This is a genomic window from Shewanella sp. DW31 (genome assembly GCF_015767295.1).
Lineage (GTDB): Bacteria > Pseudomonadota > Gammaproteobacteria > Enterobacterales > Shewanellaceae > Shewanella > Shewanella oncorhynchi.
The window spans coordinates 142,816-155,403 of sequence record NZ_JADWMP020000009.1; the positions used below are offsets into that span (position 1 = coordinate 142,816).

A 12,588-nucleotide genomic window follows, 5' to 3' on the forward strand; every position below is an offset into this window, starting at 1 on the left:
AAATCATGATGTTACATTCTTGTTTTTCTAGTGTTGCTAAAATAATGGCAAGATTGACGCTACAATATACCTGGTTGTTGAGCGGATTTGAGTACTAAGAACCGCCTGCATCAGTGACTGATTTTATCAGCATATTAAAGCTGAGTTTGGGCTCTAGCGTGCTAGCCTATTTGGCTAACACGTTTGTTAAGGCGTTATCAAGATCACTGAATTGAAACTGAAAACCCGCTTCGAGGGCACGTTTGGGGTAAACAAATTGCCCTTCTGTCAGCAGCTCCGACATTTCGCCCATCGCTAAGCGTAATGCAAGCGGTGGGGTCGTGATTAACGCTGGGCGATTAAGTGCTTTTCCGAGCGCTTTGGTAAACACAGCGTTACTCACTGGATTGGGTGCAGTGGCATTAAATATGCCTTTACAGTGTTGTTGAGTGAGTAAAAAATCAATAAGGGAAATGAGATCCTGCACATGGATCCAGCTCATACCTTGGCGTCCATGGCCAATTGGGCCACCGAGTCCGAGTTTAAATGGCGGTAACATTTTCTCTAAGGCACCACCTTTACCTAGCACGATACCAATACGGATAATACAGACGCGTGTGTGCTCTGAGGTTGCATTTAGCGCCTCTTGTTCCCATTTTCGACAGATGTCATGGCTAAACTCAACATGGGCGCCACTAGACTCATCGAGTAATTTATCATCGTGCCGCCCGTAATAACCTACTGCCGAACCACTCACCATGATCTGAGGAGGAGTGCTACTCTGTTGTATTAGCTGAGTTAATCTTGCCGTAATATTCCAGCGACTATCACAAATGCGTTGCTTCTGGTTTTTACTCCAACGTTTAGCGACTATGGGTTCACCCGCAAGATTTACAATGGCATCAATGTGATTTAAGTCGCTTAGCGCATCGAGACTCTCGAGGTAATGGTGCTGATTACCGAGCACTTTTTGTGTTTGTTGCACTGAGCGAGTTAATAACGTCAGTTGATGATATGGCGCCAGTCGTTCAACTAATTGGCGACCAATAAAGCCGCTTGCGCCGGTGATCAGTATATTCATGGAACCTCTCTTAATTGGTTAAGCTCTGCGGATATATACCAAAATGCGGTGTGCAACGATCACTTAGTCGGAGTATTTTTAGCCAGATTATTTTTGATAACATAACTCCATCGAGACTGAATCGGCAAAGCGTAGTGCATAGGGTTTGTCGATTTCGACACTGGCAAATTCAACCCAAGGATGCTCACTGGCGATGGCCAGCGTTTGGCTGGTGAGATTTTCGAGTAATGAGAAACGGTTATTCTCAATCAGTTCAATGATCTTTTTAGTGATCGTGCGGTAATTGAGCGCATCCTCGACATTGTCACTGTTGCGGGCACGTTCGGCACAATAATGGATCACGACATTGATGATCACGTCTTGGCGATTTTGGATTTCATCTTCTTTAATGCCAATAAAAGTACGAAGTCTTAAGTTTTTAATGCGTATAATCGCGGTTTCTGGTTTCATAATGACAAATGGCTATCTTAAGCTAAAGTTGCTGAGGTTAAGTGGTTTCAAGGGTTAGCCTAACAATTTTATCTAAGATCAAGAAGGATTTTTAATAAATGACTCGACCTAATGCGCCCTCTGCTGCTTATCGTGGCTTTGCGGTTATGGCCTTTGTAGTGATTATTTTGGCAGGGATTAAGGCGGCGAGCCCTATTGTGGTGCCGTTTGTGCTGTCCAGTTTTCTTGCGGTGATTTGTAATCCTGCAATCGGTTTGATGACAAAGTTCCGTGTGCCTAAATGGCTGGCAGTGATCCTCTTGATGGGTTTTATTGTGTTGATGGGCCTATGGTTAGCCTCAGTCGTCGGCAGTTCTGTCAATGAGTTTTCTAAACAATTGCCCCAATATCGCGATCAGCTGGTGGAGCAGTTTTCGTGGATTATCCATAAATTACAGGCATTAAATATTCAGATTTCGAAGGATCAGGTATTAGCCTATTTTGACCCAGGTATGGCCTTGTCTATGACCACGAATATGCTATCGGGTGTCGGCAATGTGATGGCGAATTTATTTCTGATCATCCTCACTATCGTCTTTATGCTGTTTGAAGCTCAGTCGCTGCCAAAGAAATTGCACCTGGCATTGGACGATCCCGATATGCGCTTAAAGCAGATTGACCGCTTTTTACAATCTGTGAATCAGTACATGGTGATCAAGACGTTAGTGAGTTTGGCTACTGGGATCATCGTCGGTGTGGGATTGACCTTCATCGGCGTGGATTACGCCATGTTATGGGCGGTGATTGCTTTCCTGTTTAATTATATTCCCAATATTGGTTCTATCATTGCCGCCATTCCAGCGGTGTTGTTGGCTTTTATTCAGCTTGGCCCTGCGGCTGCGGGGGGGACTGCACTTTTGTACGTGGGTGCCAACATGGTGATGGGCAATATCATTGAGCCTAAATTTATGGGGCGCGGTCTGGGGTTATCGACCTTAGTGGTGTTTTTATCATTAATTTTCTGGGGCTGGTTATTAGGTTCTGTGGGCATGTTGCTGTCAGTGCCATTGACTATGGTGGTTAAAATTGCCCTCGAATCGAGTAAAAGTGGTAATTGGTTAGCCATTTTATTATCGGACGATATCGAAGATAAGCTCTTGGCCAGTAACACGGAAAATGCAATTTCCAATGGCGATGAAGCCAATACAAGTGCAACTGAGAGTAAGCAATAGAAGATGCAAAGTTTTATACAAGCGCTAGCGACAATTGAGTTAGGTGATGATGCGGTGCGGTTATTCCACGGCCGCGGTGGGCATTACGTGGGGTGTGAGCACCTATGTTTAGATTGGTTTGCACCCGTACTATTGCTGACCAGCTTTACTCCCTTGGAGGATACGGATTTAACCCTCTGCCAACAGGCGATTGCAGCGCGCTGGCAAGCTATTCGGCCAGATAGCCAATTGAATTTAGTCTACCAATACCGTAGTGCAGGGGAGACGTTTACCCAATTATTGCAAGGTGAAGTGCCTGAGCCGCATATCGTTAGCGAAAATGGCGCACGGTTTCAGGTGCACCTAATGCGCGGACAAAACCACGGACTCTTCCTCGATATGGCCAATGGCCGCGAGTGGGTGAGAGCAAACGCCCGTTATAAAAAGGTGCTTAATTTGTTCGCTTATACCTGTGGTTTCTCGGTCGCCGCATTACAAGGGGGCGCCGATGAAGTTGTGAATATGGACATGAGCAAAGGCGCATTAGGCATAGGTAAGCAGAATCATTTGCTTAATGGCTTTAGCGCGGGAGCCCGTTTTTTAGGCCATGATATTTTTAAATCTTGGGGCAAACTGAAAAAGCTCGGTCCCTACGACATTGTTGTTGCCGATCCACCGAGCAATCAAAAGGGCAGTTTTGTCGCGACTAAGGATTATGTGCGTTTAATTAGGCGTTTACCTGAGTTGCTTGCCGAGAATGGCGAAGTATTACTGTGTCTAAATGCACCTGAACTCGATACCACTTTCCTGCGTCAACAGGTAGCGGAAGCTGCACCTGCACTCGAATACATAGAGCGCTTAGCCAATCCGCTAGCCTTTATGGATGTGTCGGAAGAGAAGTCACTTAAGGTGCTTCGCTACCGCTTATCGACTCAAGCCTAGGCCTGATTTAGCTTAACTGGCCAGTATTAACTGGCCTTTTTTGTCGGCTTAGGTTGAGTGTTTAGCTTTCGACACTGTCGCTTATTACACAGCACTTATTCTTCAGTAGCTTAATCGCTCAGATAGCTGCGATCGCCCATAGGTTTCAATCACTTTACTGACTTGATGTTGGTCTAAGTGTTTGAGGATAGAAATTTCACCATAAAGCCTGCCCTGAACATCTAATGGCATTCCCTAGATTCATTTTATGTAAGCGATTTCTGTTAATCGCTTTTGTGTATAAAGCGAATGATGAAATGGCGTCAGCATGGCCTCAATATCCTCGTAGAAAGTGAAAGTCTTTCATGTCGAATCACTGATTGTGAGCTATTTAAATGATAACCAGCCTTAAACACTATGCTTGGTGATACAAAACTGAAAGTTTTCTGTAATTGTGGCTTTTGCTTTGTTATACTCCAGCCCACGGAATGTATCCCTTTCCTCATAGGCAAAATGTCAGCATAGAATGGCAAGCCTCTGCGACCTTACCCAATCAAGCAGGAGTTGTTATGGAAGTTCATGAATACGAAAATGCTTATTATCAAGTGAAAGACGATGTACTAACGTCTTTACCTGCTGAAAGCGAAGAAGAAGTGATCCAAGCTTAATCGATAGTGATTAAACTGACGGTACTTATGAGTCGGAAATAACAGAACAAGCACAAAAAAATAGCAACCCTAAGGTTGCTATTTTTTTGGTTGAAAGTAAGCAGAATGATTGTATGACAAGGTATGCGCGGTGAAAGCAGGCAAGAAAGGGGGTTAACCGTTAACTTTGCGCTTTTCAGGCAGAAGTTCGACGATAATCCATTGGCTCCCAATTTTGTGTAGGCGTATGGTCCTGTCATCAATCCATGGTTGACCACCTTTAAGACCTTTCATTTTGACCACAACAATGACGTCTTTGGTAAATTTGCGGAAGAAGTCGATATCGATATCATCAATTTCCATTTCAACATTGGTCATAGATAGGCCGAGCATATTACGCTGTACGGCTGCGGCAATGTGGTAATGGGTGAGCACTTGTTTAATGGGATCGTCGACGTATTGCTTGGCTTGTTCAACATTACGATCAACATAAATCGCTTGAAAAAAGCCTAAGCTCACTTCTTCCGGTGATAACTGGCGCTGCTCTTGCGTTGAGGGATCGCCACAACCGAAGAGAAACAGGAGGGAGAAAAAAAATAGAGTTCGCATAAGTTTTAGTTATTGGAATTTGTTCCGAGTATCGCGATTTTAGCTGTAATGTACAAGTCTTGTCGTGATTCGCTGTCTATTGTGAAAAGCATTGACTCAAACCTCATGTGTGTGGCATATAGTTAGGAGTCATATAAAAAGGTTATCCACAGAAACTGTGGAAAACTATGTTGAAGACTTCAGTGATACTTTGTAAGTCACTGATATTGTCTTGCTTTATTTCCTGGTTAAAAAGTGACGCTTTTCTGCTTTCCATTATGTTCCACTTCTACTTGTGGATATTTTTCGCAATTTGCCGAGCTTATTCACACTGCATAATTCGATATTTCTCGTTTTTTCTTCATCTTTTGTAATTTCGACTTATCCATTAAGCGATTCTTGCGATCAACGGTATGGTTTACGCTAAATTTGAGCATAAAAAAGCACCGGTAATAACCAGTGCTTTTTTGTGCGTAACGCTATGCAGATTTAATGCTGTTAGCCTTTAGCTGCGTCGTTTTGTGCGGCTTGAATTGCCGTTAGTGCGATAGTGTAGACGATGTCATCGACTAACGCGCCGCGAGACAAGTCGTTCACAGGTTTGCGCATACCTTGCAGCATAGGACCAATACTGATCAGATCGGCGCTTCGCTGTACGGCCTTGTAAGTCGTGTTGCCTGTATTAAGGTCTGGGAACACGAAAACGGTAGCTTGACCAGCGACAGGGCTATTAGGTGCCTTAGAGCGTGCAACGTTAGGCATGACTGCCGCATCGTATTGCAATGGACCATCAATAATCAGATCTGGGCGTTTTTCTTTGGCAATACGGGTTGCTTCACGCACTTTATCCACATCAGAACCTGTACCTGAGTTGCCAGTTGAGTAGCTGATCATTGCCACTCTTGGCTCGATACCGAAGGCTTTTGCTGATTCCGCCGATTGGATGGCGATATCTGCTAACTGCTCAGCATTGGGATCTGGGTTAATCGCACAGTCACCGTAAACAAGCACTTGATCTGGCATCAGCATAAAGAAGATGGATGAAACTAAGCTTGAGCCCGGTGCCGTTTTGATCAATTGCAGTGGTGGGCGAATGGTATTGGCTGTAGTGTTAACCGCACCAGAAACTATACCGTCGACTTCGTTTTGCGCCAGCATCATAGTGCCGAGCACCATGTTGTCTTCTAACTGTTCACGGGCAACGACTTCAGTTAAGCCTTTGCTGCGACGCAGTTCCAACATAGGTTCTACGTAACGGTCGCGCACCTCTTCTGGATCGATAATGATCACGCCTTCGCCAAGCACCACATCTTGCTGTGCGGCGATACGCAGGATTTCATCTTTTTTACCTAAAAGTACACAGCGAGCGATACCGCGTTCGGCACAAATGGCCGCCGCTTTAATGGTACGCGGCTCATCACCTTCTGGCAGCACCACAGTCTTGTGGGCGGCACGCGCCAATTCCGTGAGTTTGTAACGGAAAGCCGGTGGTGACAGGCGATGCTCACGGGGTGAGTTTTTAGTCACGCTTTCAATCCACGTTTGGTCGATGTGGCTGGCCACATAATCCTGCACCAGATCGATACGAACCGCGTCATCGACGGGTACTTCATGGTCGAAACGTTGAATGTTGAGCGAGGTTTGCCAAGTGTTACTGTCGATCAAGAACACAGGTAAACCGGTTTCAAAGGCCTGTTCACACAGCTTAAGAATTTCTGGCTCCGGCTCGTAGCTACCAGTTAATAACAGGGCACCAATTTTTACGCCGTTCATGGCCGCAAGACAGGCTGATACGATCACATCTGAGCGATCGCCTGAGGTTACAAGCAAGGAGTCAGTCTTAATATGAGTGACCATATTCGGAATACTGCGGGCACAAAAGGTTACTTTACGCAGACGACGAGTATGCATTTCACCAGCATTCAGAATGCGTGCACTTAAATGTTTCGCTAAATCTGACGCACGAGGAGCGACAAGATCAAGGTTGTAGGGCACGCTGCCTAAGATACGCAGTGGGCTTTTACCCGGCAGTTGGAACATGCTGGCCGCATCTGAGCGTTGAACACCTTGGTGATCAAAGACTTCAGATAAGTCAGGGCGCGCGCGACCTTCGTCGTCAACGGGTGCTCCAATCTTGTTAATTACGGCGCCAATTAAGCGTTTATTCTTTTTCCCGCCCCAAGAGTTATAGGCGATTTCGAGGCGATTCATTAGCCCTGTAGCCGTATCACTGCCTGGTGTGGCAATAAAAATCACGTCGGCATCCATGGCTTTAGCAATGGCATAGTTCACATCATCGGCGAAGGGATGATTACGCGTTGGCACTAAACCTTCGACAATTAAGGTCTCCGTGTTGCTAGCGCAATCGGCCGCACGGGCGATGATTTGCTCCATTAAGACGTCGATTTGGTCAGCGCGAATTAAGGCTTCGGCATGGGCCATGTCGAAGGGCTCTAAGGGGTTTACTGTTGGCGATTTGCTCAGAATAGTGGTCGAGCGTTCTGGGCCATTATCGTTTGGACGAAGCTGAGAAATAGGCTTAAAGAACTGAACCTTAACCCCGTGGCGCTCCAGTGCGCGCACCATCCCAAGGCTTAAGGAGGTCAGGCCGACTCCGGTACCTATGGGGATTAACATAATATTACGAGACATAAAAACCTCTAGTTTCGATGGTTTTTGGCAGAATAGTTTCTGCAAATTTGCTTGTGAGTACGGCTACGTAAGGTATAAAGCCGTCTGGGTGAGCAAACGGCTTAGGTCTTTTTATTTGTTGATAAGTTTAATGGAATCTTCAGCGATAACCCATTCTTCGTTCGTTGGGATCACCATGGCAATCGTGCCTTTATCTTGGGTGATGATACCTTTCTTACCGAAACGCGCCGCTTTGTTGCGCTCACTATCGACATGGAAATTGAAGATTTCCAGCATGTTGAGCACTTTTTCACGGATTAAATCTGAGTTTTCGCCAATACCGCCGGTGAAGACGACTGCATCTAAACGGCCCAGTGGCACAGTGTAAGAGGCGATGTACTTGGCTAAGCGGTAGCAGAAGATTTCTAAGGCTAAGGTCGCGCCTTTATGACCGTCTGCGTAACCTTCTTCGATGCCACGGCAATCGTTGGTCAGCTCGGAAATACCCAGCAGACCACTTTGCTTGTTCATCAGGTTATTCACTTCTTCTAAGGTGTAACCCAGTTGATGGACTAAGTGATAGATGATTGAAGGGTCAATATCGCCACAACGCGTGCCCATGACCAAACCCTCTAATGGGGTTAAGCCCATAGAAGTGTCGACACTTTTGCCGCCTTTGATGGCCGTGACTGACGCGCCATTGCCTAAATGAGCACAGATAACATTCGTTTCTTCGATGGGCTTGTTGAGCATTTTTGCCGCTTCACGGCTAACGAATAAATGACTCGTGCCATGCATGCCATAACGACGAATACCGTGTTCACGGTATAACTTGTAAGGCAGGGCGTAGACATAAGCTCTGTCTGGCATGCTTTGGTGGAAAGCGGTATCAAATACAGCAACCTGTGGCAATTTAGGGAAAGAGGCCATTGCCGCGCGGATGCCAATAAGGTGAGCAGGATTGTGCAGTGGTGCTAATGAAGCACAGTCTTCGATACCTTTGATCACGCTCTCATCGATGATCACTGAGCGAGTGAATTTCTCACCACCGTGAACAATACGATGGCCAACGGCTTGAATTTTTGCTGCTAATTCAGGTTGTTCCGCAAGAATTTTATTAACAATGTATTCAACTGCTTCACGGTGAGCCGTAAATGCACCTAAGGCTGCTTCATGTTTTTCGCCGTTGATTTTCCATTTAATGCGAGAGTCTTCTAAACCAAAACATTCAGCTAAGCCAGAAATTTGGTCGTCACCTGTTTGCGCGTCAATGACGGCAAATTTGAGAGAAGAGCTACCGCAATTGAGAACTAAAACCAGTTTATTTGACATGTGTAAACCCTTTGCCATTGTGTTTAATATAACGATTCAAAATAATGAGGAACTGCGGTGTTTTTACCATATCAGTCTTGGGGCGATTCGCCAGATTGTGCTATGGTAAGAGCAGTATTCCATTGTAGTTGGTGTCTAAGATTGAGCATTAAGATCCTCAAAACCTTAGGTGATGGTCATCAGTATATGAAGACTTGGCCTATGGTTAGACAACTGGGTTTTTATTTTCCTGAGTATCGGGTCGTCCGAGCGACTCAGCTTGCCATACTGGTGATGCCAGTGCTGGCGATTTTTGTGAGCATGAGCCAGCTGTATATTCACGGTTGGGCATTTCTGCCCCAAGCTGTCACTCTCGGTTTATTTTTCATCAGCTTACCGTTACAGGGGCTGCTGTGGTTAGGCTGGCGAGCTCGCCATCCATTACCGTTAACGCTGTTCGACTGGATTAACCAGTTGAGTGCGAAGTTGTCATCCATGGGTATCAATTGCCACACGTTAGGCGCTAAGGCCTGTTACCTCGATATGGCACTGATTTTAAAAATAGCCTTTGAGCGTTTAGATGCCAGTTATTGGGAAGAACTTTAGGCCGTTGCCGCGGTTATCCGTTTTGGCTTTCTATTACTGTGGATTAATAAATCGCGTTAATCCCTTGTTGGACAAATACCGCTTTGATCTTTTCCATGGTTTCTCGACTCGGGGGGGATATCCCATCGAGTTGATAGCTTTCGCCCATGGCTTCCCACTTATGTTTACCTAATTCGTGATAGGGTAGTAACTCTACCTTTTCAATGTTTTTCATGGGCTTGATAAACTCGGCCAGTTGTAATGCCGATGCTTCATCGTCGGTAAATCCGCCCACTACGACATAACGTATCCACGTCGCTTGATTACGCTCTGCCAAATACTGCGCAAACTGTAATGTTCTATGGTTGCTGACTTTGGTTAACTCAATATGTTTTTCATCGTCCATGTGCTTGATGTCGAGCAGGACCAAGTCAGTATGGTCGAGTAACTCATCAATCACTGGCGTGTACTTACGTACAAAACCATTGGTATCTAAACAGGTATGAATACCTTCTTGCTGACAGGCTGTGAATAATTCGGCGACAAATTCGGCCTGTAAAATGGCTTCACCACCACTGGCCGTAACACCACCATTGCTGGCATCGAGAAAAGGCCGATAGCTGATGATTTGACTCATTAACTCATCGACCAGAACTTCTTTTCCGCCATCAAGATCCCAAGTGTCACGGTTGTGGCAATATTGGCAGCGCATTAAACAGCCCTGCATAAAGGTGATAAACCGTATGCCGGGACCATCTACTGTGCCAAAGGATTCCACCGAGTGGATCCGACCGATAACTGCCATTGTGACTCCTGTTAAAATAAGTGAGGCTGTAGCACAGTGTACTACAGCCTTGACTAATTTAGCTTACAGACCTTTTGTGAATGTACGCGTGATCACATCTTGTTGTTGTTCTGGCGTCAGTGAGTTAAAGCGCACTGCATAGCCAGAAACACGGATGGTCAGCTGTGGATATTTGTCTGGATGCTTAACGGCATCTTCGAGCATCTCGCGGTTCATCACGTTGACGTTTAAGTGTTGGCCACCTTCTTTTTTGTCATTGTGGTCGAAGTATCCGTCCATCAATGCCGCTAAGTTGGTACGGCGAGCATCATCATCTTTACCCAGCGCATTTGGCACGATTGAGAAGGTATAAGAGATACCATCTTGAGCGTGGGCAAATGGGAGTTTTGCCACTGAGGTTAAAGAAGCGATTGCGCCTTTTTCATCACGGCCATGCATAGGGTTTGCACCCGGTGCAAATGGCGCACCTGAACGACGACCATCGGGTGTGTTACCGGTTTTCTTACCATAAACCACGTTTGAGGTGATGGTCAGAATTGACTGCGTTGGGATCGCATTGCGATACATTTTACGGTCACGAATTTTCGCCATAAAACGTTCAACTAAGTCACAGGCGATATCATCTACACGTGGGTCGTTGTTACCAAATTTTGGATAGTCACCGCTGATATCGAAATCAACGGCTATGCCGTTTTCATCACGCACTGGTTTTACGGTGGCGTATTTGATGGCAGACAGTGAGTCGGCTGCGATAGATAAACCCGCAATACCACAAGCCATAGTGCGACGTACGTCTCTGTCGTGCAGCGCCATAAGCGCGGCTTCGTAAGAGTACTTATCGTGCATGTAGTGGATTGAGTTCAGTGCAGTGACATATTGAGTCGCTAACCAATCCATTAAACCGTCTAAGCGATTCATCACATCATCAAAGTTGAGCACTTCGTCTGTGATCATGTCTGCTTTAGGGGCAATCTGGATTTTCAGTTTTTCGTCTACGCCGCCGTTAATCGCATACAGCATGGTTTTCGCTAAGTTAGCGCGAGCACCGAAGAACTGCATGTGTTTACCCACAACCATAGGGCTCACACAACAGGCGATTGCATAGTCGTCTGATTGGAAATCTGGACGCATTAAGTCATCGTTTTCGTATTGGATTGAGCTAGTGTCGATAGACACTTTGGCGCAATATTTTTTGAAACCGATTGGCAGTTTATCTGACCATAAGACTGTGATGTTTGGCTCTGGACTTGGACCCATAGTGTAAAGGGTGTTCAAGAAACGGAAGCTTGATTTCGTCACTAACGTACGGCCATCTAAGCCCATACCGCCGATTGACTCTGTCGCCCAAATTGGGTCGCCTGAGAACAATTCGTCGTATTCAGGGGTACGTAGGAAACGCACCATACGCAATTTCATCACGAAATGGTCAACCATTTCCTGAGCTTGTTGCTCAGTTAAGGTGCCATTTTTCAGATCACGTTCAATATAGATGTCGAGGAATGAAGAGGTACGACCTAATGACATGGCTGCGCCGTTTTGGCTTTTCACTGCAGCTAAATAGCCGAAGTAAGTCCATTGGATCGCTTCTTGTGCATTGGTCGCTGGACGAGAAATATCGAAGCCATACTTGGCAGCCATTTTCTTCATTTGGCCTAATGCACGGTGTTGCTCGGCAATTTCTTCACGTAATTGGATAACGTTAGATAACTCTTCACCCGCTTCAAACTGCGCTTGCAGTGAGCTAAATTGGGCAAACTTATCTTTCATCAGGTAATCGATACCGTAAAGTGCCACACGGCGATAGTCACCAATGATACGGCCACGGCCATAGGCATCGGGTAAGCCCGTTAAAATACCTGATTTACGACAGGCCATAATTTCGGGGGTGTAAACATCGAACACACCTTGGTTATGGGTTTTGCGCAGTTCTGAATAAACGTATTTAACATCTTCATCCAGTACACGATCGTAGGCGGCGCATGAGCTTTCCACCATACGAATACCACCGTTAGGCAACATAGCGCGTTTTAGCGGCGCGTCTGTTTGTAAGCCAACGATAGTTTCTAATTCTTTGTTGATGTAGCCAGCGTCGTGGGAAGTGATGGTTGAAACCATCTTAGTGTCGAAATCAACAGGCGCGTGGGTACGGTTTTCCTGTTTGATGCCTTCCATGACTTTATCCCACAATTTTGTGGTCGCTTCGGTGGCACCGGCGAGGAAGGACTCGTCGCCTTCAAAAGGCGCGTAGTTTTGTTGGATAAAGTCACGTACATTGACTTCAGATTTCCAATCGCCAGGAGTAAAGCCTTCCCATGCGTTGGCAAACAGTTCAGTTTTGTCGGTCATCGTACTAATACCTTCTGGTTGAGATAAAAGGTTATTGGCGATCAGCGTTAAGCA

The 12,588-nt window shown here is 45.8% G+C and carries 11 protein-coding genes; 3 read left to right on the forward strand and 8 right to left on the reverse strand.

Annotated elements, in window-relative coordinates:
- Positions 1 to 166: 166 nt before the first annotated feature.
- Complete coding sequence (locus GWI56_RS10005) at positions 167 to 1,060, reverse strand: TIGR01777 family oxidoreductase (protein WP_168824167.1); 894 nt, start codon at positions 1,058 to 1,060, stop codon at positions 167 to 169.
- 87 nt (positions 1,061 to 1,147) lie between these two features.
- Positions 1,148 to 1,510, reverse strand: coding sequence for a dihydroneopterin triphosphate 2'-epimerase (folX, locus tag GWI56_RS10010; RefSeq protein ID WP_198572811.1), 363 nt, complete (start codon positions 1,508 to 1,510; stop codon positions 1,148 to 1,150).
- A 98-nt stretch (positions 1,511 to 1,608) separates the two neighbouring features.
- Here folX and GWI56_RS10015 point away from each other — a divergent pair, with 98 nt between their 5' ends.
- Positions 1,609 to 2,721: an AI-2E family transporter gene (locus GWI56_RS10015; protein ID WP_198572812.1), complete on the forward strand. Its 1,113-nt coding sequence runs from the start codon at positions 1,609 to 1,611 to the stop codon at positions 2,719 to 2,721.
- A gap of 3 nt (positions 2,722 to 2,724) precedes the next feature.
- Positions 2,725 to 3,642: a class I SAM-dependent methyltransferase gene (locus GWI56_RS10020; RefSeq protein WP_198572813.1), complete on the forward strand. Its 918-nt coding sequence runs from the start codon at positions 2,725 to 2,727 to the stop codon at positions 3,640 to 3,642.
- A gap of 102 nt (positions 3,643 to 3,744) precedes the next feature.
- On the opposite strand, the gene GWI56_RS21830 is transcribed toward GWI56_RS10020, so the two are convergent.
- From GWI56_RS21830 to ackA, 4 genes are all read right to left on the reverse strand, one after another.
- Positions 3,745 to 3,873, reverse strand: coding sequence for a hypothetical protein (locus GWI56_RS21830; RefSeq protein ID WP_263206196.1), 129 nt, complete (start codon positions 3,871 to 3,873; stop codon positions 3,745 to 3,747).
- Positions 3,874 to 4,442: 569 nt separating this feature from the next.
- Positions 4,443 to 4,877, reverse strand: a complete 435-nt coding sequence (locus tag GWI56_RS10025; RefSeq protein WP_028760977.1) for a hypothetical protein — start codon at positions 4,875 to 4,877, stop codon at positions 4,443 to 4,445.
- 477 nt (positions 4,878 to 5,354) lie between these two features.
- The gene (pta, locus tag GWI56_RS10030; protein ID WP_028760976.1) at positions 5,355 to 7,508 is read right to left on the reverse strand and encodes a phosphate acetyltransferase; all 2,154 of its coding nucleotides are present in this window, start codon (positions 7,506 to 7,508) and stop codon (positions 5,355 to 5,357) included.
- A gap of 111 nt (positions 7,509 to 7,619) precedes the next feature.
- Entirely contained in the window at positions 7,620 to 8,819 is a 1,200-nt protein-coding gene (ackA, locus tag GWI56_RS10035; protein WP_107948097.1) for an acetate kinase, read from the reverse strand.
- A 141-nt stretch (positions 8,820 to 8,960) separates the two neighbouring features.
- Between ackA and yfbV the strand changes: the two genes are divergently transcribed.
- Positions 8,961 to 9,404 (forward strand): terminus macrodomain insulation protein YfbV, encoded by a 444-nt coding sequence (gene yfbV / locus GWI56_RS10040; protein WP_081729091.1) that lies wholly within the window; start codon positions 8,961 to 8,963, stop codon positions 9,402 to 9,404.
- Positions 9,405 to 9,447: 43 nt separating this feature from the next.
- On the opposite strand, the gene pflA is transcribed toward yfbV, so the two are convergent.
- On the reverse strand, positions 9,448 to 10,188 hold the full coding sequence (pflA, locus tag GWI56_RS10045; protein WP_105252135.1) for a pyruvate formate lyase 1-activating protein: 741 nt from the start codon (positions 10,186 to 10,188) through the stop codon (positions 9,448 to 9,450).
- A 63-nt stretch (positions 10,189 to 10,251) separates the two neighbouring features.
- Positions 10,252 to 12,534, reverse strand: a complete 2,283-nt coding sequence (pflB, locus tag GWI56_RS10050) for a formate C-acetyltransferase (RefSeq protein ID WP_028760972.1) — start codon at positions 12,532 to 12,534, stop codon at positions 10,252 to 10,254.
- Positions 12,535 to 12,588: the final 54 nt, after the last annotated feature.

Excerpts from the sequence above, each read along its gene's own strand:
- GWI56_RS10005 (WP_168824167.1), bottom strand. The coding sequence starts at position 1,060 with ATGAATATACTGATCACCGGCGCAAGCGGCTTTATTGGTCGCCAATTA.
- GWI56_RS10020 (WP_198572813.1), top strand. The coding sequence starts at position 2,725 with ATGCAAAGTTTTATACAAGCGCTAGCGACAATTGAGTTAGGTGATGAT.
- pflB (WP_028760972.1), bottom strand. The coding sequence starts at position 12,534 with ATGACCGACAAAACTGAACTGTTTGCCAACGCATGGGAAGGCTTTACT.
- GWI56_RS10025 (WP_028760977.1), bottom strand. The coding sequence starts at position 4,877 with ATGCGAACTCTATTTTTTTTCTCCCTCCTGTTTCTCTTCGGTTGTGGC.
- GWI56_RS21830 (WP_263206196.1), bottom strand. The coding sequence starts at position 3,873 with ATGCCATTAGATGTTCAGGGCAGGCTTTATGGTGAAATTTCTATCCTC.
- ackA (WP_107948097.1), bottom strand. The coding sequence starts at position 8,819 with ATGTCAAATAAACTGGTTTTAGTTCTCAATTGCGGTAGCTCTTCTCTC.
- GWI56_RS10015 (WP_198572812.1), top strand. The coding sequence starts at position 1,609 with ATGACTCGACCTAATGCGCCCTCTGCTGCTTATCGTGGCTTTGCGGTT.
- pflA (WP_105252135.1), bottom strand. The coding sequence starts at position 10,188 with ATGGCAGTTATCGGTCGGATCCACTCGGTGGAATCCTTTGGCACAGTA.
- pta (WP_028760976.1), bottom strand. The coding sequence starts at position 7,508 with ATGTCTCGTAATATTATGTTAATCCCCATAGGTACCGGAGTCGGCCTG.
- folX (WP_198572811.1), bottom strand. The coding sequence starts at position 1,510 with ATGAAACCAGAAACCGCGATTATACGCATTAAAAACTTAAGACTTCGT.